The organism is Stenotrophomonas sp. YJH_SMC_133 (assembly GCF_059370655.1).
Genome location: NZ_JCAFTW010000013.1, coordinates 102,669 through 126,535, shown reverse-complemented (window position 1 = coordinate 126,535; position 23,867 = coordinate 102,669). Strand labels below are relative to the sequence as shown.

General features: G+C 64.7%; 25 protein-coding genes, 1 tRNA gene and 1 pseudogene. 15 read left to right on the top strand and 12 right to left on the bottom strand.

Annotated elements, in window-relative coordinates:
* Window positions 1-185: 185 nt before the first annotated feature.
* The 4 genes from AC5P78_RS18260 to AC5P78_RS18245 are packed head-to-tail and all read right to left on the bottom strand — an operon-like array spanning window position 186 to window position 5,813.
* Complete coding sequence (locus AC5P78_RS18260) at window positions 186-1,319, bottom strand: hybrid sensor histidine kinase/response regulator (protein WP_012480017.1); 1,134 nt, start codon at window positions 1,317-1,319, stop codon at window positions 186-188.
* Complete coding sequence (locus tag AC5P78_RS18255; protein ID WP_005409409.1) at window positions 1,316-1,891, bottom strand: chemotaxis protein CheB; 576 nt, start codon at window positions 1,889-1,891, stop codon at window positions 1,316-1,318. The genes AC5P78_RS18260 and AC5P78_RS18255 overlap by 4 nt, the downstream gene beginning before the upstream one ends.
* A complete protein-coding gene (locus AC5P78_RS18250; protein WP_005409408.1) occupies window positions 1,891-2,715 on the bottom strand; it encodes a CheR family methyltransferase in 825 nt (274 codons plus the stop codon). The genes AC5P78_RS18255 and AC5P78_RS18250 overlap by 1 nt, the downstream gene beginning before the upstream one ends.
* The gene (locus tag AC5P78_RS18245) at window positions 2,712-5,813 is read right to left on the bottom strand and encodes a hybrid sensor histidine kinase/response regulator (protein WP_012480016.1); all 3,102 of its coding nucleotides are present in this window, start codon (window positions 5,811-5,813) and stop codon (window positions 2,712-2,714) included. The genes AC5P78_RS18250 and AC5P78_RS18245 overlap by 4 nt, the downstream gene beginning before the upstream one ends.
* A 151-nt stretch (window positions 5,814-5,964) precedes the next feature.
* Between AC5P78_RS18245 and AC5P78_RS18240 the strand changes: the two genes are divergently transcribed.
* The gene (locus AC5P78_RS18240) at window positions 5,965-7,128 is read left to right on the top strand and encodes a two-component system sensor histidine kinase NtrB (protein ID WP_394253808.1); all 1,164 of its coding nucleotides are present in this window, start codon (window positions 5,965-5,967) and stop codon (window positions 7,126-7,128) included.
* Complete coding sequence (locus AC5P78_RS18235; RefSeq protein WP_012480014.1) at window positions 7,118-7,477, top strand: response regulator; 360 nt, start codon at window positions 7,118-7,120, stop codon at window positions 7,475-7,477. Before AC5P78_RS18240 ends, AC5P78_RS18235 begins: the two co-directional genes overlap by 11 nt.
* A gap of 31 nt (window positions 7,478-7,508) precedes the next feature.
* Here AC5P78_RS18235 and AC5P78_RS18230 read toward each other — a convergent pair whose 3' ends face one another.
* Window positions 7,509-8,075: a TetR/AcrR family transcriptional regulator gene (locus AC5P78_RS18230; protein ID WP_005409404.1), complete on the bottom strand. Its 567-nt coding sequence runs from the start codon at window positions 8,073-8,075 to the stop codon at window positions 7,509-7,511.
* 172 nt (window positions 8,076-8,247) lie between these two features.
* Here AC5P78_RS18230 and AC5P78_RS18225 point away from each other — a divergent pair, with 172 nt between their 5' ends.
* A complete protein-coding gene (locus AC5P78_RS18225) occupies window positions 8,248-9,078 on the top strand; it encodes a universal stress protein (RefSeq protein WP_005409403.1) in 831 nt (276 codons plus the stop codon).
* Here AC5P78_RS18225 and AC5P78_RS18220 read toward each other — a convergent pair.
* Window positions 9,026-9,919 carry an AraC family transcriptional regulator gene (locus AC5P78_RS18220; protein WP_076738982.1) on the bottom strand — a complete coding sequence of 298 codons (894 nt, stop codon included), beginning with the start codon at window positions 9,917-9,919 and terminating at the stop codon, window positions 9,026-9,028. The genes AC5P78_RS18225 and AC5P78_RS18220 overlap by 53 nt on opposite strands.
* Window positions 9,920-10,065: 146 nt before the next feature.
* Here AC5P78_RS18220 and AC5P78_RS18215 point away from each other — a divergent pair, with 146 nt between their 5' ends.
* The gene (locus AC5P78_RS18215) at window positions 10,066-10,704 is read left to right on the top strand and encodes a GNAT family N-acetyltransferase (RefSeq protein ID WP_414498266.1); all 639 of its coding nucleotides are present in this window, start codon (window positions 10,066-10,068) and stop codon (window positions 10,702-10,704) included.
* Here the strand turns inward: AC5P78_RS18215 and AC5P78_RS18210 are convergent.
* The 4 genes and pseudogenes from AC5P78_RS18210 to AC5P78_RS18195 all read right to left on the bottom strand — a co-directional run bounded on the left by AC5P78_RS18210 (window position 10,626) and on the right by AC5P78_RS18195 (window position 13,951).
* Entirely contained in the window at window positions 10,626-11,090 is a 465-nt protein-coding gene (locus tag AC5P78_RS18210) for a GNAT family N-acetyltransferase (RefSeq protein ID WP_059034281.1), read from the bottom strand. The genes AC5P78_RS18215 and AC5P78_RS18210 overlap by 79 nt on opposite strands.
* Window positions 11,091-11,263: 173 nt before the next feature.
* Window positions 11,264-11,746 (bottom strand): hypothetical protein, encoded by a 483-nt coding sequence (locus AC5P78_RS18205; RefSeq protein WP_005409399.1) that lies wholly within the window; start codon window positions 11,744-11,746, stop codon window positions 11,264-11,266.
* Window positions 11,747-12,911: 1,165 nt separating this feature from the next.
* Window positions 12,912-13,355 (bottom strand): RidA family protein, encoded by a 444-nt coding sequence (locus AC5P78_RS18200; RefSeq protein ID WP_099561527.1) that lies wholly within the window; start codon window positions 13,353-13,355, stop codon window positions 12,912-12,914.
* A 70-nt stretch (window positions 13,356-13,425) separates the two neighbouring features.
* A pseudogene (locus AC5P78_RS18195) lies at window positions 13,426-13,951 on the bottom strand (hypothetical protein).
* Window positions 13,952-14,192: 241 nt separating this feature from the next.
* On the opposite strand from AC5P78_RS18195, the gene AC5P78_RS18190 reads away from it, so the two are divergent.
* The 4 genes from AC5P78_RS18190 (at window position 14,193) to AC5P78_RS18175 (ending at window position 16,628) form a co-directional block, all read left to right on the top strand.
* Complete coding sequence (locus AC5P78_RS18190) at window positions 14,193-14,654, top strand: GNAT family N-acetyltransferase (protein ID WP_087803449.1); 462 nt, start codon at window positions 14,193-14,195, stop codon at window positions 14,652-14,654.
* Entirely contained in the window at window positions 14,602-15,342 is a 741-nt protein-coding gene (locus AC5P78_RS18185) for a DJ-1/PfpI family protein (protein WP_495217316.1), read from the top strand. The genes AC5P78_RS18190 and AC5P78_RS18185 overlap by 53 nt, the downstream gene beginning before the upstream one ends.
* A gap of 66 nt (window positions 15,343-15,408) precedes the next feature.
* Complete coding sequence (locus tag AC5P78_RS18180) at window positions 15,409-15,960, top strand: amidase family protein (protein WP_199164049.1); 552 nt, start codon at window positions 15,409-15,411, stop codon at window positions 15,958-15,960.
* Complete coding sequence (locus tag AC5P78_RS18175) at window positions 15,909-16,628, top strand: amidase family protein (protein WP_414489471.1); 720 nt, start codon at window positions 15,909-15,911, stop codon at window positions 16,626-16,628. Before AC5P78_RS18180 ends, AC5P78_RS18175 begins: the two co-directional genes overlap by 52 nt.
* 137 nt (window positions 16,629-16,765) lie before the next feature.
* Here the strand turns inward: AC5P78_RS18175 and AC5P78_RS18170 are convergent, their stop codons facing one another.
* The gene (locus AC5P78_RS18170) at window positions 16,766-17,347 is read right to left on the bottom strand and encodes a hypothetical protein (protein ID WP_241899260.1); all 582 of its coding nucleotides are present in this window, start codon (window positions 17,345-17,347) and stop codon (window positions 16,766-16,768) included.
* 53 nt (window positions 17,348-17,400) lie between these two features.
* On the opposite strand from AC5P78_RS18170, the gene AC5P78_RS18165 reads away from it, so the two are divergent.
* Window positions 17,401-17,748: a hypothetical protein gene (locus AC5P78_RS18165; protein WP_099561529.1), complete on the top strand. Its 348-nt coding sequence runs from the start codon at window positions 17,401-17,403 to the stop codon at window positions 17,746-17,748.
* 93 nt (window positions 17,749-17,841) lie between these two features.
* Here the strand turns inward: AC5P78_RS18165 and AC5P78_RS18160 are convergent.
* Window positions 17,842-17,918, bottom strand: a tRNA-Arg gene (locus AC5P78_RS18160).
* Window positions 17,919-18,101: 183 nt separating this feature from the next.
* Here AC5P78_RS18160 and amaB point away from each other — a divergent pair.
* From amaB to murB, 6 genes are all read left to right on the top strand, one after another.
* Window positions 18,102-19,634 carry an L-piperidine-6-carboxylate dehydrogenase gene (gene amaB, locus AC5P78_RS18155; protein ID WP_414498263.1) on the top strand — a complete coding sequence of 511 codons (1,533 nt, stop codon included), beginning with the start codon at window positions 18,102-18,104 and terminating at the stop codon, window positions 19,632-19,634.
* The gene (locus AC5P78_RS18150; RefSeq protein ID WP_076738965.1) at window positions 19,634-20,473 is read left to right on the top strand and encodes an SDR family NAD(P)-dependent oxidoreductase; all 840 of its coding nucleotides are present in this window, start codon (window positions 19,634-19,636) and stop codon (window positions 20,471-20,473) included. The genes amaB and AC5P78_RS18150 overlap by 1 nt, the downstream gene beginning before the upstream one ends.
* A gap of 179 nt (window positions 20,474-20,652) precedes the next feature.
* A complete protein-coding gene (locus tag AC5P78_RS18145) occupies window positions 20,653-20,937 on the top strand; it encodes a DUF4190 domain-containing protein (protein ID WP_005413144.1) in 285 nt (94 codons plus the stop codon).
* Window positions 20,938-20,941: 4 nt separating this feature from the next.
* Window positions 20,942-21,712, top strand: coding sequence for a class I SAM-dependent methyltransferase (locus AC5P78_RS18140; RefSeq protein ID WP_414498262.1), 771 nt, complete (start codon window positions 20,942-20,944; stop codon window positions 21,710-21,712).
* 8 nt (window positions 21,713-21,720) lie between these two features.
* The gene (locus tag AC5P78_RS18135; RefSeq protein ID WP_005409365.1) at window positions 21,721-22,776 is read left to right on the top strand and encodes a quinone-dependent dihydroorotate dehydrogenase; all 1,056 of its coding nucleotides are present in this window, start codon (window positions 21,721-21,723) and stop codon (window positions 22,774-22,776) included.
* Between the two features lie 8 nt (window positions 22,777-22,784).
* A complete protein-coding gene (gene murB, locus AC5P78_RS18130; RefSeq protein WP_005409364.1) occupies window positions 22,785-23,846 on the top strand; it encodes a UDP-N-acetylmuramate dehydrogenase in 1,062 nt (353 codons plus the stop codon).
* The last annotated feature ends 21 nt before the right edge of the window (window positions 23,847-23,867 follow it).

Sequence of the window (23,867 nt, the reverse complement as noted above, 5' to 3'; positions counted from 1 at the left end):
CCTGCGTGCAGCGCCGACTGCACCACCTGATCGAGCAGGTCCACTGGCGTCGGTGCCGAACGATCGCCCTGCAGGCGCCGGGAGAATCCGGACCGGTCACTGCAGGAAAGCTGGCGAGAATAGGCACCCACGCTGGCAGTTGCGGACCAGTCCGCCTCAGTCCGCCGAAACGCTGGCCGAAGCGTTCAGGTTGCCGCCAAGACCGTGCCGTCGCAGCGCCGTGGCAGCATTGCCTCGAACACGACCTGGCCCGCTTCGTTGCGGGCCGCAATGCGCCCGCCGTGCGCGCGGACGAACTGATCGACGATGTACAGGCCCAGGCCCAGGCCCTTGCTCTGGTGGAAGCTGGCCTTGAACGGTTCGAACAGTCGCGGCAACAGCGCGTCATCGATCCGGCCGGCGTTGCTGACCCGCAGCAATACGCCGCGCGGGTCGCGCCCATCCACCTGCACCCTCGCCTCGCTGCCATGGGTCAGCGCATTGCCGACCAGGTTGGCGGCGACCTGGCCAAGGCGATCCAGATCGCCCTGCAGCCGCGTGTCTCCCTGCAGGTCCAGGTGGATCCGGTCCGCCCCATGCGCGCTGCCCGCCTCGGCGACTACCGCGCGCGTCACGTCGGCCAGATCGCAGGCACTTGCCTCCAGCCTCAGGCCACCGCTGCGGATCCGCGAGAAATCCAGCAGCTGCTCGACCATCCGCGCCATCCGCAGGGTGCTGGCTTCCAGGTACTGCAGGGTCTGCTGCGCGCCTGCGTTGTCTTCCGGAAGCTCCAGCGCCAGCTTGTCGGTGCACAGCAGGATCGCCGACAACGGCGTGCGCAGGTCGTGGGTCAAAACGGCAGCCATCGTCTCGTTGAGCTTCAGCGCCCGCTCCAGTGCCTCGTTGCGCGCCTTCAGCAGCTGCCGCTGCTGGTACAGTTCGATGAAGACGTTGACCTTGCTCAGGATCACCTGCGGCGCCACCGGCTTGTGCAGGAAATCGACCGCACCGCTTTCGTAGCCCTTGAACACGCGCAGGGGATCATCCGGAGAGGCGGTCAGGAAGATGATCGGCACGTCGCGGCTGCGATGCGAACCGCGCATCAGTTCGGCCAGGGTGAAGCCATCGATCTCCGGCATGTGCACGTCAAGCAGGGCCAATGCCACCTCGTGCTCGAGCAGCAGCTCCAACGCCTGCGCGCCCGAGCCGGCCAGCAGCAGGTTGACCCCTTCGCGCTGCAGCAGGGCCTGCATGGCTACCAGGTTCTGCGGCACGTCATCGACGATCAGCAGGTTGACCGGGGTCTGCGACTGCGCAGGTTCCGGTGGCAACAGGTTCATGCAAACAACTCCTTCAGGCGGCGACACATCAGTTCAAGGGGCAGCACGGCATCGGCGCCGGCGTACTGCAGGGCGGAAGCGGGCATCATCGACGCCTCGGCTTCCTCGGGACATTGCAGCCAGGCATGGCCACCGGCACGGCGCACGGCGGCAACGCCCTCGCTGCCATCACTGCTGGCACCGGTCAGCAGCAGGGCCAATACCTGCGCGCCGAACACCGCCGCAGCGGAGTCGAACAGCGGATCGATGGCCGGACGGGAAAACAGCACCGGTGCATCCACCGACAACGCCACCGCCCCCTCGTCCTCCACCAGCAGGTGGTAATCCGGCGGCGCGAACGTCACCGTGCCCGGCTGCAACGGCTGCTTGTCTTCGGCTTCGCGCACCGGCAACGCGCAGTACGGCGCCAGCACCTCGGCGATGCGGCTGGTACGGTCACGCGGCAGGTGCAGCACGGCCAGTACCGGTACCGGCAGCTTCGCCGGCAGTGCACCGAGCACCGCCTGCAGGGCCGCCACGCCACCGGCGGACGCGCCGATCACCAGCACGGCCGGACGCACCGGCAGCGTCATCAGGCCACCTTCCGATAAAGGCGGTGCTCTCGCGAACAGACCTCGAAGGCATCGTGGTGGCACCCGAACTGCAGCGACTCCTTGCTGCCCAGGCCAAGGAAGCCCCGGTGCACCAGCGCTTCGCGGAACAGGCCGACGGCACGGTCCTGCAGGTCGCGGTTGAAATAGATCAGCACGTTGCGGCACGACACCAGGTGCACTTCGGAGAACACGGTATCGGTGGCCAGGCTGTGGTCGGCGAACACCACGTTGCGGCGCAGTTGGCGGTCGAACACCGCACCATCGTAGGCGGTGGCGTAGTAGTCCGACAGCGACGCGGTGCCACCGGCGGCCAGGTAGTTGCGGCTGAACTGGGCCATCCGGTCGATGCCATAGGCGCCCGCCTCGGCGGTGGCCAGCGCGGCCGGATTGATGTCGGTGGCATAGACGATGCTGCGCTCGAGCAGGCCTTCCTCATGCAGCAGGATCGCCAGCGACCACACTTCCTCGCCCGTGCTGCAGCCGGCCACCCACAGCTTCACCGAGGGATAGGTACGCAGCACTGGCACCACCTGCTCGCGCAGCTCACGGAAATACGCAGGGTCACGGAACATCTCCGAGACCTGCACAGTGAAGAACTGCATGGCCTGGGCGAACAGGTCCGGCTCGTGCAGCAGCCGGTACTGCAGGTCGACCAGCCGCTCGCACTCATAGCGCTGCATCGCCTGGCGCATGCGTCGGCGCAGCGACGACACCGCATAGCTGCGGAAATCGTAGTGGTAGCGCTGGTACAGCGCCTCCAGCAGGACCTTCAGTTCGAGGTCGAACAGCGCCTGTTCGTTCATTGCCGCGAGCACCAGACCCGGCACAGCGAGACCAGCTTGTCGACGTCGATGGGCTTGGCGATGTAATCGTTGGCGCCCGCCTGCAGGCAACGCTCACGGTCGTCCGGCATGGCCTTGGCAGTCAGCGCGATGATCGGCAGGTCCTGCAGGTGACGCTGCGCGCGGATCTCGCGCATCGCGGCCAGGCCATCCTTCTCCGGCATCATGATGTCCATCAGCACCAGGTCGACTTCGCGCTCGGCCAGGCGGTCCACTGCCTCCTGCCCATTGCGCGCGATCTCCAGCGTCACGCCCAGCGGCTCGAGCACGCTGGACAGCGCAAAGATGTTGCGCACGTCGTCCTCGGCCAGCAGTACGGTGCGTCCATCGAGCACGGTGTCGCGACGGCGCGCCTCGCGCAGCAGGCGCTGCTGGTCGGTGGGCAGGCTGGCTTCCACGCTGTGCAGGAACAGGGTGACTTCATCCAGCAGGCGTTCGGGCGAACGTGCGCCCTTGATGATGATGCTCTTGGAATAGCGGCGCAGGCGCTGTTCTTCCTCGCGACCGAGCGCGCGACCGGTATAGACGATCACCGGCGGGAAGCCGACGTCATCGTTGCCGGCCATGTGTTCGAGCAGGTCGTAGCCGCTGCCGTCAGGCAGTGACAGGTCCATCACCATGCAATCAAAGGTGACCGTGCTGAGCTGCTCCAGCGCGCCAGCAAGCGTTCCCACGGCGACGATCTGCAGCTGATCACGGCCCAGCAGCAGTTCCAGGTTGTGGCGCAGCTCGCTGTCGTCCTCGACGATCAGCAGGCGCCGCACGTCGCGCTGGCTGGTCTGTTCCAGCTGCTCGATGGCGCTTACCAGGCGCTCGCGCGTGGTCGGCTTGATCGCAAACCCGATCGCGCCAAGCTCGCGCGCCACCTGGCTGCGGTCCGTTGCCGAGACCACGTGCACAGGAATATGACGGGTATCGGGGTTGCGCTTCAGGCGCTCCAGCACGCTCAGGCCGGACACGTCCGGCAGGCCGATATCGAGCAGGATGCCGTTCGGTCGCAGTTCGCCGGCCAGGGCCAGCGCCTCTTCGGCCGTCCCGGCCACCACGCAGTCGAAATCCAGTTCATGGGCCAGGGCCACCAGCGCTTCGGCGAACGTAGCGTCGTCCTCGACGGCCAGGATCAGGCGGCCCGGGTGCTGGCGACGACCGCGGTCGTCGGCCACGCTGGGCACCGTCGTCGTCGGCGCCACCGGAGCCCTTGCTGGCACCTGCATCGCCGGCACAGCGGCCGCGACCGGCGAGGCCACGGGGGCTGCGGCGATGTCCGCGGCGCTCGACGCGGGCGCGCCCTGCAACGGCAGTTCCAGAATGAAGCAGCTGCCACGGCCCGGTTCGCTGTCAACCTGGATGCTGCCGCCCATGCGCTCGGCCAGATCGCGCGAGATCGACAGCCCCAGGCCGGTGCCACCGTAGCGGCGACGGGTGCTGCCATCGGCCTGGCGGAAGGCTTCGAAGATGACCTGCAGCTGCTCGCGGGCAATGCCGATACCGCTGTCGCAGACCTCGAAACGGATGCGCCCCTGGCCGGCCGCGCGCACGTGCAGGCTGACCTTTCCATGCTCGGTGAACTTCACCGCATTGGCCAGCAGGTTCTTCAGGATCTGCTGCAGGCGCTGGCTGTCGACCACCAGCTGGCTCGGCGCCAGCGCATCGGCCTCGATCTGCAGGGCCAGGCCCTTCTGCCGCGCCATCGGCTCGAAAGTCTCGCGCAGGCGCTGCAGCACGCTGTCGGTCACCACCACTTCATCAGCCAGCTCGACGTGGCCGGCCTCGATGCGCGACAGGTCCAGGATGTCGTTGATCAGCGCCAGCAGATCGTTGTTGGACGACAGGATCGCACGCGCATACTTCACCTGTTCTTCGGTGAGCGTGCCGTCCTTGTTGTCGGCCAGCAGCTTGGCCAGGATCAGCGAGCTGTTCAGCGGCGTGCGCAGTTCGTGCGACATGTTGGCCAGGAACTCGGACTTGTAGCGCGATGTCGCGGCCAGTTCGTTGCTGTTGCGCACCAGCTGGCTCTGCGCGACCAGCAGTGCCTGCTTCTGCGCCTCCAGCTCGTGGGTCCGCTCTTCCAGCTGGACGTTGCTCTGTTCCAGCTCGGCCTGCTGTTCTTCCAGATGGCTCTGCGACTGCAGCAGGCTGCGGCTCTGCTCTTCCAGTTCCTCATTGGCCACGCGCAGCTCTTCCTGCTGGGCCTGCAGCTCCTCGCCCTGGCGCTGCGATTCCTCCAGCAGCACCACCAGTTGTGCGCGCAGCAGCGATGCACGCAGCGCCATGCCGATGGTCTCGGCGCAGCGCTCCAGCAGTTCGCGATCCAGGTCGCGCTGCGCACCCGCCCGGGCGCGTCCCAGCTCGACGATGCCTACCACGGTGCCGTCACTGCTGATCGGCGCCAGGATGCGCTCGCGCACCGGCAACCGCCCCAGGCTGGTCTGCAGTTCAAGTACGGCGTCGTCGCTGCCCTCCAGGTGACGGATGCACTCATCCCGCGCCACCTGCCCGGCCACGCCCTCCTGCAATGCCAGCGACGCCGGCATGCCGGACGGCAACGCCAGGCCGCCGGTCAGCTGCAGTCGTCCGCCTTCCAGCCGGTACACGGCGCCGACGTCGGCCTCCAGTTGCGCGCCCAGGCTGGTGGCTGCCGCCTCGGCAATCTGCTCCGGGCCGAGGTCGCCGCGCAGGCTCATCGCTACCGCGTTCTCGGCCTCCTGCAGCCACAACGCCCGCATTGCGTCCCGGCGTGCCTGGATCGCGCGGGAGACGATCAGCGCGATCATCAGGAACGCACAACCACCGATGCTTCGGTTGACCAGCGAGAACGCCGAGTTCGAGCTGGCCGGGGCGATGTTGAAACCGATGACCAGCAGGACGCAGGCGAGCACAGCCACGATGAACGGCGCGCGCGCACTGCGCTGGAACACCGTGACGCCCACGGCCAGGAAATACGCCAGCCATACCGCATAACCGAGCGGTACCACCAGCTCCAATGCGATGGTCGCAGCCAGCAGCACGGCGGACGTCATCCAGATCCAGCGGTCACGCGTAGTCGCACCAGGACGCATGCAGGTCGGTTCCAGAACAAAAAGGGTGGGTGATGGTACTCCGTGTCGTATTCAGCCGCACAGGACAAATGGCACGTGTCCCGCCTCCACGCCTCCTTCACACTTGAATGCCTAGCTTCACGTCCCTCACAGGGGTAACACTTATTTTTACGTGGACGCTGCCGCCTCTACGACGTCCGTGCTGACGGACCCTTCCCGCCAACTGCGACTGCTGATCGACAGCGTGCGCGACCATGCGCTGTACCTGCTTGATCCGGATGGCATCGTCTGCAGCTGGAACCCGGGTGCGGAGCGCATCAAGGGCTATTCAGCCGATGAAGTGGTGGGCACCCACTTTGGTCGCTTCTACCTGGCCGCCGACCGCGAGGCAGGAGAACCGCAACGCCTGCTCCGCCATGCAGCGCAGCATGGCCACGTTGCCAATGAGGGCTGGCGGGTACGCCGCGATGGCTCGTCGTTCCGTGCAAGTGTTGTCATCGAGCCGGTGATTGAAGCGGGTGAGCTGCTCGGCTACGTCAAGATCACCCGCGACATCACCGAGCAGTGGCAGGCACAGCGCCTGCTGCGTGATGCCCAACGAGCGCTGCGCAATACCCAACAGTTCGAGGCCGTCGGCCGACTCAGCCGCGGCCTGTCGCATGAGTTCAACAACCTGCTGACCACCATCGGCAACGCACTTGACCTGCTGTCCCTGCGCGTTGGCGGTGACGATGCGCGCGCCGCCGAGCTGCTCGATGCCGCGCAGAGCGCGACCGATCGTGGTGCGCTGCTGACCCGCCAGCTGCTGGCGTTCAGCACTGGCCAGACCCTGATCCGCGAACCACTGGATATCAACGTGTTGATACAGCAGTGGCTGCCGGACCTGCAACGCGCCTGCCCGTCCACGGTGATGCTGGATGCCCAGCTGGCACCCGGCCTGCCTGCGGTCAACACCGATGCGGCGCAGCTGCAGACGGCGCTGGCCAATCTGGTCGCCAATGCCGCCGATGCTACCCTTGAAGGCGGTCGCATCCTGATCGGCACCGCGCTGGAGCATCGCCTCGACCCGGACGCGGACTCCACGCTGCAACGTGGCTATGTCACCCTCAGCGTCTGCGATGAAGGCCACGGGATGGCGGCCGACATCGCCGAACGGGCCACCGAGCCCTTCTTCACCACCAAGGACATCGGCAAAGGCAGCGGCCTGGGCCTGAGCCAGGTGTTCGGATTCACTACCCAGAGCGGCGGCTTCGTCGACGTGTCCACCACGCCCGGTGTCGGCACCACGGTCAGCCTGCTGCTACCCGCAATGGAGGACCCTGCCGATGACCGATGACCCGATCCGCGTACTGATGGTGGAAGACCAGACCGATCTGCGTGAAATGATCGGCCTGGCCCTGCGCGAACTCGGCATCGATGTGGCCACGACCGCCGATGGCCACGAGGCGGCGGAACTGCTCAAGGGCGAAGCACGTTTCGACGTGGTGTTCAGCGACGTCAGCATGCCCAACGGCATGTCCGGCATCGAGCTGAGCGAGCATGTGGCACGCGAACAGCCGCAGGCAAGGATGATCCTCTCGTCCGGCTATGCCCGTTCGCAGCTGCCGCCGCTGCCAGAGCAGGTGGAGTTCCTGCCCAAGCCCTATCGCCTGCGCCAGCTGGTGCAGCTGCTCAGGCAGGCGTAAGCCACGGCGCTCCCGCAGGAAACCCCTGCGGTCAACCCATCATCGCCCCGCGCTGGAACGACGCCAGCAGCGTAGAGGCTGCCGCTGCCGGCGCCAGCCGACCGCGTGCCAGTGACCAGGTGATGCCGTAGAAACAGCTCCAGTAGAAGTCCGCGAGCCACACCGCGGTGAAACCGACGTTGAACTCTCCGGCCGCCTGACCCCGCAGGAAGAAGGCCTCGAAGCGCTCGCCGATCGGCGCCCAGCGCTCCGGCAGCAGGTGCAGGTCGCCCAGGCGCTGCTGTTCTTCCATCATCCGTGCGAACAGCAGCGTCACCAGCTCCCAGTCCGCCAGCAGCGTGGCGGTGACCTGCTCCAGCACGTGGCGTGCATCACCGCCCTGGTCGAACCAGGCCGCCGCGGCTTCCACGCGCTCGAAACCGGCCGCGAACAGGGCCTCGTCGATCGCCTCCCGGGTAGGCGCAAACCGGTACAGGGTCGCGCGGCTGATGCCCGCCCCGCGCGCGAGTTCGCTGAGGGTGCAGCGTGGATGGCTGACCAGGGTGGCCGCCAGCGCATGGGGCAGGTCGCGTCGTGTACGTGCTGCGGCAGGTCGCATGAAAAGCGATGGGGTGTGGGCTGGCCCTCACGCTAGCATGAATCATCAATTAATAAACTGAATCAAATATGATTCATCCGAATCACGGATGCGCTACAACGGGGGTGCGTCCGGTGCACCCGGGTCGGTGCACGGCAGGGAACGCGTCACAGGCATCGAGGGAGACAACGCCATGCTGCACCCACTACGCGATATCGCCGTGCTGTTCGACGCCAGCGACACCGGGCACCGCGTTCTCAACATCGCCGCCGACCTGGCGCAGGCCCAGCAGGCGCATCTGGTCGCAGTCTCCACGGCCCTGCATCCCACCGACATCGCCAACGGCTTCGCGCGCGGTGCCGGCATCGCCGCCGCGCTGGACCACGAGGCCCGCGCGGATGCCGCCTGCACCGCACAGCTGATGCAGAACCTGCGTGCCGTGTCCGAGCCGCTGCAGATCAGCACCGAACTGCGCATCGTCTCGGACTACCTGGGTGGCGCCGACCTGGCGCTGCAGTCGCTGTACTGCGACCTGATCATCGCCGGCTATCCGCACACACCAGGCGCGCCCTCCGGCTGGCATCCACTGGGCACGCTGCGCCAGACCGGGGTACCGATGCTGCTGGTGCCGCCGCACTGGAAGGGCGAGCAGGTCGGCCGGCGTATCGTGGTGGCCTGGAATGCCAGCAAGCAGGCCCGTCGTGCGGTGGCAGATGCCCTGCCTCTGCTGGCCCGGGCGCAGGCCGTGCACCTGCTGATGGTCGACACGCCCAAGGCTGAAGCGGCACCCGGCGCTGAAATGGCCCAGCATCTGGCGCGGCACGGCGTTGAAGTGGAGATACAGGCGATCAGCTCCAGCCAAGGGGGCGTAGCTGCCACCATTCGCCAGCATGTACTTGATGCCGAAGCCGATCTGCTGGTGCTGGGGCCCTACAGCCGCAGTCGCGTGGTCGAACGCGTGCTCGGCGGGGTCACCGAGGATCTGCTTGCCGAAGTACCGGCGCCCTTGTTCGTATCGCACTGATACCGCCCTGCCCCGCCCGGCGGTAGCCGGTCAGCGATTGGCCGGTGTGCCGCCGGAAATAGCGGCACAGGTAGGACGCGTCCTCGAAACACAGGCGTTCGGCGATGCGACCGATCGGCAGTTCGCTGTAGCTCAGCAGCGCCTTGATCTCCAGCACCACCTGGCGGTCGATCAACGCCTTCGGCGTTTCGCCGAAGCATTCCCGGGTCACCTGCGAGAGATAGAACGGGGTAATGCACAGCGCCTCGGCGTAGGACTGCACGTCGCGTTGGCGCGTGCTGCGCTGGCCGACCAGTTCCCAGAAGCTCCAGGCCAGGCGCTCGCGTCGGCCGACCGGCGGCGCCGCCTCGTAGTATGCCGGGAGCAGTGTGGCGAACTTCAGGAAAAACGTCTGCAGCAGGTTGCGCAGCATCACTTGCCGATGGCGGCCACCGTTGTGCTGGGCATCCATCAACTGCTGCAGCCAACCCTGCAGCAGCGGCACCTCCAGCGGTGACGGTACACAATGAGGGTGCTCGTGCAGGAACTTGAACAGTGCATTGGGCAGCACATAGGCCACCTCCGAGGCCAGCGCTTTCGGCACCAGGCAGGCCACCACAAGGAAGCCGCGCGAACGCTGCCGCAGCAGCGTCAGCGTATCCTCCGCCAGCACCAGTACGTCGTGCCGCTGCACCGCCACTTCGCGGAAGTTCAGTGCGAACCGCGCACGCCCGGACACGCACACCAGCACCGTCAGATAGGCGTGCCCGAACGACAGCGGAACACCCAAGCCTTCAGCCAACGTACTGACTTCCAAGCGCATGGATTCGTCCTGTTCCAGAAGCTGGGGAATGCGATCCATGGGCCGATCCACTGGGATATCGCGGCAGAGCATATCCGCCCGAACGAAGAAGTTGTGAAAAGTACCGAAACCATCAAGGTCCCGCCCTGTGCTCCCCGCCCGTCGAAACCTAGCCTGTGCACTCTCTTTCCACCGACGGACCCGCCATGCAACTGGCCACCCAACGCTTGATCCTGCGCCCCTGGCGCGACAGTGACGCCGCCGATCTGTACGAGTACGCCCGCGACCCGCGCGTGGGGCCCATCGCCGGTTGGCCACCGCATGCCAGCGTAGAGGAGAGTGCCGACATCATCCGCACCGTGTTCAACCGACCGGAGGTCTACGCCCTGCAGAGCCGCGAGAACGGGCGTGCCATCGGATGCGTCGGCATCCTGATCGGTGCTGACAGCAACTTCAGCTTGGGCGAGCGCGAGGGAGAGATCGCCTACTGGATCGGCGTACCGTACTGGGGTCGTGGCCTGGTACCCGAAGCTGTACGTGAGGTGATGCGGCATGCCTTCCTGGATCTGCAGCTGGATGCGTTGTGGTGCGGCTACTTCGCCGACAACCTGCAATCAATGAGCGCGCAGGCCAAATGCGGTTTCCGCCATCACCACACCGAGGTCAACCAGTTCAACCGCTTCCTTGGCGACTACCGCACCGAGCACATCAGCCGCATCACTGCCAGGGAATGGCAGGCGCAGCAGACCGTACCGCTGCCCACGGCTCAGCCGTCGCTGCGCTGCATGAACAACAGTTCCGGCGTCGAGGCATCTTCCATCGGCTGGAAGCCGAAATCGCGGTAGAGCGCGACCGCCGCGACGTTGTCATGATAGACACGCAGGCTCAGGCGCTGCACATCCGGCGACCGCAGGGCCTCGGCACACAACAACTGCATCAGCACCCGGCCCAGGCCGCGCCCACGCGCCTGCGGCGAGACAATGATGCGGCCCAGGTGGGCAGTGCCGGGCGCGGTCAACCAGTACTGGCCGAACCCCATGCACGCACCCTCCCCGTCCAACAGCACCCAACCCGGGCGCTCGGCCAGTTCAAGAGCCCGTGCGAATGCCTCAGGCAGCAGAGGAAACGCAACGCCCGGGCCAGCCCAGCGTTGCGTCGCTGCAACCGAATCGAGCCAGCCAGCGATACGCGGATAATGCCGAGGTTGAACCGGTTGCAACTGTGCGGGCATATGGAAGCCTGTGTGGTCCCGTCAACCTGCCGCGGCCGCTGCCTGGGTTGGAGGGTGATGAGCAGGCGCTTGCAGCGGACGTGCTTGCGCGAATTGGGCTGCGGTAACAGTGCGTGAGACGGATGTCCGATGCAGGAAGCCGCCGCACTCGACGGCGGCGACCTGTCGGCGCTTTACCGGCAGACGTACTCGCGTGCCGATTCGATGGTGTCCACGTCGAGCTCTTCGTATTGGATCTCGACGGTTTCCATGCTGGACGCGGTGACCACCGCGCGCGCGCCAAGATTGCAGGCGGCAGGCAGCCCGCCAGCGTACGCTTGGCCATTGATCGCATACGCCAGGCCGTAGCAGGCCGAGCCGAGCTGGAACGGATTGTGGTTGCAGGCCATGAGCTGACTGTTGGCAAGGTCACTGGAGGCCGTGTAGTTGGACGTCCAGCCACTGCCGGCATCGCTGCCGCAGCTACCCGGGTACCCCTGGATCTGCGCACCGCTGGAGTCGCAGGTGTGGTAGGCGAAACTGCCGAAGAAACTGGTCTTTACGTACGCGGTGCGGCCGCTGTCTACCCATTGCGCCGCAGCAGCGCTCTGGGCAAAGGCGGACAGGCCGAGCAGGCACACCGCAGCAGCGGTGAGAGGTTTCAATCCCTTCAACATGACTATCGTCCTCGGTATTGGCGTAGTGCACGCCTCATGCGTGCCAACCGAGTCTACCCCGCAGGTATACGGGCAAATATGACAGGCTCGACAGTCTGGGCCCTTCTGCGCACTTGACTGGCCATTGTGGCCACTGTGACCAAAGCACTGGAAGGTGCCGTGGGATAAGACGCTGGTGATCACTGCCCATCAGGGAGCCCGAGAGGCAGGACTGGCGAATGTTCACCTTTCCCAAGCACCCGTGCTACGTGATCAAAGAGCTCTTCCGCCAAAATCGGCAAAAGCTCGCGCTAGGCTCGCGAGTATAAGGTGAAACACCAGCACGTTCATGCTGCGCTTATCTTGCACGCAATCTACAACTGCAGGAAGGAACTGAAATGCGTTTGAACGCTGCATTCTCGTGCAATACACCTGCCAGGATCACGGATAGAGATACATCCGCGGATCCGGGCGAGACGCGGCAGGAAATGTGATTCCTGACGGGCAGAAGGATATAGCGAACCCCGATCAAGGTTACCAAACGTACATTTATCCGACGGGCCCACTTGCGGCAGGCCTGGGCGGTGAAATGCTACGACACCTCGACAACCTGGGCGTCCGTTGGATCGGCGCAAAATCTCCACCGGTATATGTTGGTTTCCGAATCGGCTGTTCCTACACTCCCTCAGGTGCACAATGCCAAGTGAACTCCCTAACCCCATAGAACGTGGATCAGAGCGACTGATCCACGGAAACGGCATTCTTATCCGGGCATTTCTGATCCTGACGATGAGCTCTGCAGTATGGATGCTGGCCGGACTGTCGATCGGAAGGGGTGCCAAGGGCGCTCTTGTCTGGCCGTACATCATTCCATCCCTCGTCTTCATCGCGCTCATCGTTTCCTATAGAGCGAGGGTGCGGAATGCCGAATGGTTCACCAATAGGCCACGGACGCTGTTCCTGCTTACTCTGTCTTGGATTGCCTGCGCAGTGGGGCTTGTTCTTTCAGTAGCACCCTTCTGAGGACTGAGCCCTGCCGTCGTGATGGCGGTGGGGCTCACATTTCCTCATGAGGGCTGCGCCCTACAGCACCAGTGCTCTCTCGCCTGAATCGACAGGTCACCCTCGCGGCCTCCGGCGCGGACCTGGCGGATGAGGCGCGTACGCCCCCAATCCGCTCCTGTCTTCAGCTCTGGACTTCTGCCCGGAAGGCAATCTCGATCAGCTGCTCGGGGAAGGCCAGCGCCGAGACCCCAATCAGGTTACTGGCAACCTGCGGCACCGGCTGACCATACACGGCCGGCCGGACCTTGCCGCTGGCCGCGAACGCGGCCGGAACGTCGATAACGAACAGCGTTTCCTCGACCACGTCAGCCAGCGACCCACCCAACTCTGCCAGCAGCACTTGCGCGTTCTCGTAGGTGCGTCTCATCTGGGCTTCCATGGTGTCGAAGTTGGCGGGCTTGCCATCCACCCCCAGCTCTGCGGGTGCGACCAACTGCCCCTCCGGCGTATGGGACAGCTGTCCGGACACGAAAATCGTGTTGTTGACGCGGACCGCTTGGACGTACCCGTAAGCCGACTCCCACGGGACTCCGAAGCTGGCGGTCTTGCGAATGCTGGCGCTCATCGTTGCTCTCTCTGGTGAAAGGGCAAGTCTGACGGGCAAGCAAGGTCGACCGCCTCCCCTGAACGGGGCATCAGATTCGATCTCGGAACAGCTGCTCTCTACCTGCCCCGACCCACGCCTTCATGGGATCTCTCGCCCTTGGCTTGGTCTCCTTCTGCGGTCGGCGTGGCTCCAGCGCTTCCCTGATTCGCGCCACCTCCACTGTCCCGGCCTCCGCCAGGCGCCAGGCCTGTTGCCGTTGCTCGCGGGTCGGCGGCAGATCGGGCAGTGGCGAGGGGCAACTGGATCGGCGTGCTGTCGGTCAGCCGGGCAACGGCCTCACGCAGAGGCAGCTCGGGATACAGTCTGGCGGCGCACCAACGCGCGGCGTAGCGCTTCGCCTGCCTGACATTGGCGGCGCGGATTTCCTTCACTTCCCAGAACTTGCAGCTCTCCATCCAGAGGCGCACCCCAAGGCCGCCATCGGGTTCGACGCCGGCCGTCCCGCGGCCGTCGTACCAGAGCGCCCAGCGCTCACCCGTCTGGACCCAGCCAAAGGGAATCGGGGCGGTGCGGAAACCTTGGTAGCGGTGCGAGGGAAGCATGGCCGGAAGCATACGGCCGGGCGTCGCAGATCCTGCGAACGCGCTGGTCGCGTGGCTGAGCAGTTCGGAAAGAGCCCAGCGCGATGACCCCTTGTGGCAGCGTAGTGAGGGTCCTGCTGGCCGCAGGCACCGCAGACACGTGCGTCGGCCGTGCGCGCCGCTACCTCCAGCCGCGAGCAATTTCGTTCAATACGACTTGACGAGCCGGAGTCAAAGTTGGACGACCGAAGTCTGCGGAATGTGCTTAGTGAGTATGAACATTAGTTTGAGGCAGGTAACAAAGAGCAACTGGGTCGATATCATCAATTTGGAGATCTCCAAAGACCAAGAACAGTATGTGGCGCTCAATTCAGAAGCACTTGCCGCTTCAAAGTTCTTTGAGCACTACGTCAATCGAGCAATCTATTTGGATGAATGCCCGGTCGGATTCCTTCAGTACTATCCGAACCATGAGAACGGCCATCCAAATGAAATTTTCATCGATCAGCTCATGATCGATATCGGGCGGCAAGGGGAAGGGATGGGCACCATAGCAATTGCCCTTGCTATCGAAGAGATTGCTCAGCTTGACGAGTACACCAGCATCTCGGTATGCCATGTCCCCGGCCATGACGTAATGCAAAGATTCTTCAAACGATTCGGGTTCGAAGTCGTCGAGCAAGATGAATTCGAAGAAGTCGTTATGCGGCTGCAGCTGCCCCCTCGCTCAAGCTGAAGGCGAAGGCGAAGGCGAAGGCGAAGGCGAAGGCGAAGGCGAAAAGACAATTAGTAGATTCCAGGAAGCAATTTTGAAGACCATAGCGCTGATCACTTTCGATAACTTCACCGATATCGACCTTTTTTTGATGTGGGACATTTTGGGCAGGAACACAGACGACTGGAATGTGCGAATCTTAGCCGCAAGCCCTAGAGTTCGGTCCTCCAATGGTCTGTTCATCACGGTTCACGGCCCCCTTTGCGAAGCAAATCGAGCGGACGTGGTATTGATTGCAAGCGGAAAGCAGGGCATTCCAGACGCCCTTAGCGACCCCAACTTCTTGCCTTCCCTTAAGCTGGATCCGTCCAAGCAGTACATCGGTTCAATCTGCGCAGGAGCTTTCGTTCTCGAGAGCCTTGGACTGCTGCCGACCCGACGTGCAACGACGCACCCAGACGCTCGCGGAAGCCTGGAAGCCTTGGGGGTCGAGCCGATTGACAGCCCCCTGGTTTGCCATGGACGGGTTGCTACGGCCGGAGGCTGCCTCGCAGCCCTGTATCTGATTGGCTGGGCAGTCGAATCTCTGTTCAACGCCGACAAGCGCCGCGCCACGCTGCAGACTGTACTTCCGACCGGTCAACAGGAGGTGTTCCAAGGCCTAATCGATGCAACCGTGCAAGAAGGCATGCGAGGCAGTCTAAGCTGAAAAAGCAAGAACTGGCCAGCGGGTCAAAGCGGCAACCGGCCGACATCTCACTTACACGATTTGCATATGAAGTTGAAGCAAGAAATGGAATCTGGCGAACATACAAACGCCTTTCTTTCCAAAGGTGATATCAGAACCACTCTAGCGGGCACGCTTAGCGGCGTGACGTTCTCTGTGAAGGACAACATCGACGTAGCCGGCCTGGTTTCCTCATACGGCTCACCAGATTGGCCAAGTGAACACCCCGCTGCGTTGCACAACGCAGTCTGTGTGGACCTAGCTCTCGCCGCCGGCGCTCGATATGTGGGCAAAGTTGTCGCAGATGAGTTCACCTACAGCCTGGAGGGGCAGAACCAGTTCTTTGGAACCCCGCTAAACCCTAAAGCTCCGGACCGAATTCCGGGCGGCTCTTCAAGCGGATCAGCCGCGTCCGTTGCGACTGGCTCCTGCGATTTCTCGCTAGGCACCGATTCAGGCGGCTCGATACGGGTTCCTGCAAGCTTCTGTGGTGTATGGGAATACGGCCATCCCTTCACCGAGTGTCCGAAGCAGGAGTTCTCCCCTTCATGCCGAGCGTCAGTACAGTCGGGGTCATCGCCAGCGGGCTTGATGTGCTGATCAAGGCAATGCAGGCGGTATCCCCTGCCCACGTTGAACCCCAACAAGCAGTTCAACGACTTGTCGTGCTTGAAGACGCAATGGACATTGCTGACGAAGATGTGCGAGCTACTGGATATGCCACACTGGAGACACTGTCTCGCGCGTCTGGCGTCAGCCTTGAGGTTCTTCGCTTCAGTGACATCACCAATGAAGACCTTCCACTCGAAGCATGCCACCTTCGCGCGCTACGTAATATCCAAACAGCCGAAGTTCAAAGCACGCTCGGCACTTGGATTCACCACCACAAGCCTCAGATGGGATACGGCTTTTCACAGGCCTATGCGAATGTAGTGAGCTTTGATCGGACGTCTCTTGCCCAAAGCTGGGAGCTCAGGGAGTTACTGCACCGCAAGATAAACACCTTCTTCAGGCCGGGTACGCTCATCTGCTTCCCGACAACACCCTTTGCCGCACCACTGAAGAACAGCCTGACAACTCTGGACTCAGTACTGGATTTTTACGATAGAACCATGGCTATTACAGCATTCTCGGGTGTCGCCAGGCTACCTGAGGTCTCAGCGCCTCTTCTGTCAGTAGATCATCTTCCGGTGGGACTCTCGTTCGCTGCAGGAAACGGACAAGACGCATTCCTACTCAGCGCATTGAATCAGCTGACAGCCTCCTAGGACAGCGGGCCACCGACTGCAGGCCTACCGGGTCAGCCGCGCGGTGAACACGCCGCGGAACAACGGCGACTGCTGCAGCAGGTCGCATAGGCGCGCTTCAACCGAACCCCAGCGGCATCTCGGTACGTTGCAACCGGTCAGTAGTTCTTCACATGCACGGCCATCACGATCCCGACCACGGCCTGATTTGGCGAGCCGCCTGTTCCGATCTTCGGAATGGTGATGGCGTTACCGAACAGGCCGTGTTTCCCACTGACACCCTGCCCGTTCCCGATTCCCATCACGGTGAAACTGTTCTGGAAAGTGCTGGTGGCAGGGGCGCAGATCACCCCGGCGACCGTCTTGCCGGTGAAGTCAGGGAACCTGTCCTCTCCCATACCACCATTGGCATTGGGAAAGACGCCGCCCACACCGATGATCCGCATGGGCTTTGCGCCCAGCGCATAAGTCAGACGGCCGTTCGCATCCCACAATGCCAGATACTGCGCATCCTCGTTGGCGGGACGATCGAACACGTAGGCCCAGCCCTGCAGACGCGCGGGCGTGTTCGTCCACAGCGTCAGCCTGAACTGGTTTGCGCCGATCTCCTGAAGCTGCGGGAAGAATGGGTAAAGGTCGCCGATGAATGCAACCATCGGAGCCTCGGCATTGATCACCATCTCCGCATACTTCCAGTTGCCTCCATCATCGACCTTGCCGGCACCATTGACGCCGCGCAAGCGGCCTACCTCCTGCAAAAGCTCCAGGACCACATGGAGGAGTGCACCAAGCCATGACCCAGGAACATATCAGCCATCCGGAAGGGTTGCCGAACTGCGCCGCCGGCCACCGCGCGCGCCACATCCGCGACAAGCGCTGCGCCTCCGCCGGCGGTGGCCACCTAGTCGAGTGCGCCTGCAGGTCGACCAGCAAGCATGCCGACCCAGACAAGCCCATCGCCGCACGGCGCCGGCCCAACCGTCCCGAGCGCAGCGCGCGCCCAGCTGCGGTCATGGCCGGAGTGCCATTGCGACGGGTGCAGATTCTGGCCGGGCACGCTGATTACGCCACGACCGAGAAGTTCTACGCCCATCTGACGCCTGAGAGCGACGATGGCGCGGTGGCGAAGCTCAGGTACTGAGCAGGACCGCTGGGACCACTGGGACCAAATCCTGTGGATATGCGGGAAACAGTGGGAAATGCTCACCACTGAGTCTGCCTAAGTTATTGATTCTGGTGACCCCGGCCCGATTCGAACGGGCGACCTTCCCCTTAGGAGGGGGACGCTCTATCCAGCTGAGCTACGGGGCCATGCAGCCGGGAAGTTTACAGGCAACACACCCTACCCTCCAAGCATTCATGTTCCACACGGCGGCGCTGGCGCGTTGCACCATGGCCGGACAGGCCGCTCTGCTACCATCGGCGATTCAGTTCATCGCGCCCCCCACCTGCCCGCGATGGCACCAAACAACGTAACGAAACACAGGAGTCTGCATGTCTTCCGAGCTGCTCAAGCCCCTTGGCCTGGACGCGATCAACGCTGGCACGTACCTGGGCAACGGGGAGTGGTCGAGCGCGACCAGCGGTGAGCTGATCACCCCGGTCAACCCGACCACCGGCGAGCCGATCGCGCAGGTCCGCGCGACCACCGAGGCCGAGTACGAGACCGTCGTCGCCCGCGCCCAGGAAGCCTTCAAGGTCTGGCGCACCACGCCGGCCCCGCGCCGCGGTGAAGCCGTGCGCCTGTGCGGTGAAGCGCTGCGCAAGCACAAGGATGCGCTGGGCTCGCTGGTCGCCTTGGAAATGGGCAAGAGCAAGCCGGAAGGCGACGGCGAAGTGCAGGAGATGATCGACATCGCCGATTTCGCCGTGGGCCAGAGCCGCATGCTGTACGGCTACACCATGCATTCCGAGCGCCCCGGCCACCGCATGTACGAGCAGTACCACCCGCTGGGCCTGGTCGGCATCATCTCCGCCTTCAACTTCCCGGTCGCGGTGTGGAGCTGGAACTCGTTCCTGGCCGCCATCTGTGGCGATGTGTGCATCTGGAAGCCGTCCAACAAGACGCCGCTGACCGCCATCGCCTCGCTGAAGATCTGCAACGACGCCCTGCGCGAAGCCGGCTTCCCGGACATCTTCTTCCTGATCAACGATGCCGGCACCGCGCTGTCTGAAAAGATGGTCGATGACCGTCGCGTGCCGCTGATCAGCTTCACCGGCTCGACCCAGGTCGGCCGCACCGTCAACGAGAAGGTCGCGCGTCGCCTCGGCCGCTGCCTGCTGGAACTGGGTGGCAACAACGCCATCATCCTGGACGAAACCGCCGACCTGAAGCTGGCCGTGCCGGGCATCGTGTTCGGCGCTGTCGGCACCGCCGGCCAGCGCTGCACCACCACCCGCCGCCTGATCGTGCACCGCTCGATCTACGCCGACGTGCTGGCCACCCTGGTCAAGGCCTACAAGCAGGTCGAAGGCAAGATCGGCGACCCGACCGATGCGGCCAACCTGATGGGCCCACTGAACAGCGACGGCGCCGTGCAGCAGTTCCTCGATGCCATCGCCCAGGCCAAGGCGGCCGGCGGCACCATCGAAACCGGCGGCACCCGCATCGACCGCGCCGGCAACTTCGTGCTGCCGGCGATTGTCTCCGGCCTGAAGAACAGCGATGCCGTGGTCCAGCACGAGACCTTCGCGCCGATCCTGTACGTGATGCCGTACGACACCCTCGATGAAGCCATCGACATGCAGAATGGCGTGCCGCAGGGCCTGTCGTCCTCGATCTTCACCCAGAACCTGAAGACTGCCGAGAAGTTCCTGTCGGCGGCCGGCAGCGACTGCGGCATCGCCAACATCAACATCGGCACGTCCGGTGCGGAGATCGGCGGCGCCTTCGGTGGCGAGAAGGACACCGGCGGTGGCCGCGAGTCCGGTTCGGATGCGTGGAAGGTCTACATGCGCCGCCAGACCAACACCATCAACTATTCGGACTCGCTGCCGCTGGCCCAGGGCATCAAGTTCGATCTGTGATGGCAGACGTTTCTGCCATGGCTGCGGGTCAGAGCCCCTCCGGGGATCTGACCCCTGCCCAGGGCCGGATCCCCAATGGGGCTCCGACCCTCGACTTCACCGGTCGCCGCGTGCTGATCGCCGGCGGCAGCAAGGGCATCGGTCGTGAAATGGCGTTGGCATTTGCCGGCGCCGGTGCGCAGGTCTCGGTCTGCGCACGTGGCCAGGCCGGCCTGGATGCCCTGCGTGCCGATGCGCAGGCACAGGGCACCCCACTGCATACCGTCTCCGCCGATCTGGCCGACGCCGGCCAGATCCAGGCCTGGCTGCAGGCCGCTGCCGATGCACTCGGCGGCATCGATGTACTGATCAACAACGCTACCGGCTACGGCATGGCCGACGACGAGGATGGCTGGGCCGCCAGCCTGCAGATCGACCTGATGGCGGCGGTACGGGCCTCGCGCCTGGCACTGCCGTGGCTGCGCGCATCCAGCGATGCCTGCATCCTCAACCTGTCCTCGATTGCCGCACAGCAGCCACGCCCCGGTGGCGCGCCCTACGCCGCCGCAAAGGCCGCGCTGTCGCACTACACCACGTCGCAGGCATTGGCGCTGGCCAAGGACCGGATCCGGGTCAACGCCATCGCCCCCGGTTCGATTGAATTCGATGACGGCCTGTGGGATCGCCGTCGCACCGAAGATCCGGCGCTGTACCACGGCACCCTGGCGAAGATCCCGTTCGGCCGCTTCGGCCATCCGCGCGAAATTGCCGACGCCGCCCTGTTCCTGTGCTCGCCGCTGGCGCGCTGGGTCACCGGCAGCGTGCTCAACGTGGATGGCGGCCAGGTGTTGATGGGCTGATACCGGCACTCCGGTAGCTGCCAACCTTGGTTGGCATGCCTTTCGTCGACCAAGGTCGACGCCTACCAGGGCTGGCACCTCGTTTGTCCACCAGGGTCCACGCCTGCCATCGCATCCGCCGGGCATGGGATTGCCCGGGCAGAGGCACTATCATGTGCACACTGCCAAGGAGGACCCCGATGAGCGTGGCACCCCGACAGACAAGCGCCCTGGCCGTGGTCAGCCTGGTCATGGGCATCGCCAGCTGGACCGTCCTGCCCTTCGTGGCCAGCATCGTGGCCATCATCACCGGCCACATGGCCCGCGCCGAGATCCGCCGCCGCCCGCACGAACTGGAAGGTGATGGCCTGGCCGTTACCGGCCTGGTGCTGGGCTGGGTGATGGTCGGCGCGGTACTTGCCGCCATCCTGGTCTTCATCCTGTTCTTCGGTGGCCTGGCGTGGCTGGCCGCGGTGTCGAACTGACGCCATGACCACCTCCGACAGCACTGAACGCTTCAGCAGCCGCGTCGCCGACTACGTCCGCTACCGGCCCGATTACCCGCCCGCGCTGCTGGAATGGCTGCACGGCCCGATGGATGTCAGTCACCAGGCCCGTGTCGCCGACATCGGTGCTGGCACCGGCATTTCCAGCCGTCAGTTTCTGGCCAGCGGTCATCCGCTGGTGGCGGTCGAGCCGAACGCCGCCATGCGCGCCGCCGCCGAAGAGTGGCTGGCACCGCAGTATGCGGGCTTTTCCGCCGTCGATGGCCGCGCCGAGGCCACCGGCCTGGACGATGCCAGCATCGATCTGGTCAGCGTCGCGCAGGCGTTCCACTGGTTCGACACCGTGGCAGTGCGCGCCGAGTGGCAGCGCATCCTCTGCCCCGGTGGCCTGGCACTGATCTACTGGAATTCGCGCCTGCTCGATGCCAGTCCATTCCTGATCGGCTATGAACAGCTGCTGCTGGACTACGGCACCGATTACACCGCGGTGGCCGAGCGCTACCAGGACGATGCCACCATGCAGGCCTGGTTCGGCCGCGGCCTGCGCGGCATGGTGGAGTTGCCGAACGTACAGCATCTGGACTTCGACGCCCTGCGCGGGCGCCTGCTGTCCTCCTCCTACGCACCCCAATCCGGTCATCCTCGCCACGCGCCGATGATCGACGCTCTGCAGGACCTGTTCGCCGCCCACGCGGTCGACGGCCAGGTCGCTTTTGAATATCGAACCCGAGCCTTCCTCGGCACGCTGGACTGAACCGACGCATGTATTCGCTTGCCCGCCCCTTCCTGTTCTCGCTCGACGCCGAGCGCGCCCACGGCCTCGGCCTGTCCGCACTGGACCTGGCCTACCGCACCGGCACCACGCCGCTGCTGGCCGCACGCATCGCGCCGATGCCCAGCACGGTGTTCGGGCTGACCTTCCCCAATCCGGTCGGCCTGGCCGCCGGCCTGGACAAGAATGGCGAGCACATCGATGCGCTGTTCGCGCTCGGCTTCGGCTTCGTCGAGATCGGCACCATCACCCCGCGCCCGCAGGCCGGCAACCCGCAGCCGCGCCTGTTCCGCCTGCCGGAACACAACGCGATCATCAACCGCATGGGCTTCAACAATGCGGGCGTGGACGCGCTGGTGCGCAATGTCGAGCGCGCGCGCAACCGCCGCGGCCTGCTCGGCATCAACATCGGCAAGAACAAGGACACCCCGAACGAACAGGCGGTGGACGATTACATCGCCTGCCTGGACAAGGTGTATCCGCTGGCGGACTACATCACCGTCAACATCTCCTCGCCCAACACCGCCGGCCTGCGTGAATTGCAGGAAGAGACCGCGCTGCGCCAGCTGGTCAGCCAGTTGCGTGACCGCCAGGAAGACCTCGCGGCGCGCCACGGCCGCCGCGTGCCGATGCTGGTCAAGGTGGCACCGGACCTGAGTGACCGCGACATCGATGCCGCCGCGCGCGTGCTGGGCGAACTGCAGGTGGACGGCGTGATCGCCACCAACACCACCATCGACCACAGCAAGGTGGCCGGCGATCCGCTGGCCAACGAGGCCGGCGGCCTGTCCGGTGCGCCGGTGCTGGAGCAGTCCACCCTGGTGCTGCGCCGTCTGCGCTCGCGCCTGCCCGAATCGGTACCGCTGGTGGGTGTCGGAGGCATCCTGTCCGGTGCCGATGCGGTGGCCAAGATGGCCGCGGGCGCGGCGCTGGTGCAGTGCTACAGCGGCCTGATCTTCCGTGGCCCGGCGCTGGTCTCTGAATGCGTGGAGGCGATCCGTCGCCGCCGCGAAGCGCCGAGCCGCGGCGCGGTGGCCCCACTGTGAGCGCGCCCATGGATACCGTCGACGGCAACGCCCCGCTGCGCTGGACGCTCACCCGCAATGCGCCACTGCAGGCGCTGAACACCTTCCACGTGCAGGCCAGCGCCGCGCAGCTGCTGGAACTGCACGATGCCGCACTGCTGCCGGAAGTGCTGGCATTGCCCGAAGTGGCCAGCGGTCCCCTGTTGGTACTGGGTGCCGGCAGCAACGTACTGATCGCCGAAGACCTGCCGGGCACCGTGCTGGTGTTCGGCAACCGTGACATCAGTTTCCTGGAACACCGCGCTGACCACGCAGTGATCCGCGCCGGGGCCGGCGTCCCCTGGCATGGCCTGGTGATGTGGTCGCTGCAGGAAGGCTTGTCCGGGCTGGAGAACCTGGCCCTGATTCCCGGCACCGCCGGTGCCGCGCCGATCCAGAACATCGGCGCCTACGGTGCGCAGGTCGGCGAGTTCATCCAGGCGGTCGAGGCCTGGGACTGCCAGGAACAAACCTGGGTACGGCTGGACAACGAGCAGTGTCGCTTCACCTACCGCGACAGCGTGTTCAAGCAGCAGATGGACCGCTACCTGATCACCGCCATCGAACTGAAGTTGCCGCTGCTGCACGACCTGCGCATGGACTATGCCGGCATCCGCGAGGAACTGCAGGCACAGGGCGTGGAGCTGCCGAGCGCAGTGGACGTGGCCAACGCGGTGATCGCGATCCGCCGCCGCAAGCTCCCCGACCCGGATGTGCTGGGCAACGCCGGCAGTTTCTTCAAGAACCCGGTGCTGCCGCTGGAACAGGTCGACGTCCTGCTGCAGCACTTCCCCGACCTGCCCGTGTTCCCGGCCGAGCAGGACGACAAGCGCAAGGTCTCGGCGGCATGGATGATCGAGTCCTGCGGCTGGAAGGGCTTCCGCGAAGGCGATGCCGGCGTGGCCCCCAGCCACGCGCTGGTACTGGTCAACCATGGCAATGCCAGCGGTGCTGAACTGCTGGCGCTGGCGCGACGCATCTCCGCTTCGGTGCTGGAGAAGTTCGGCGTGCCGATCGAACCGGAGCCCCGCCTGCTCGGCGCACAGTGGTGAACACCCCCGCCCTCTCCCCCA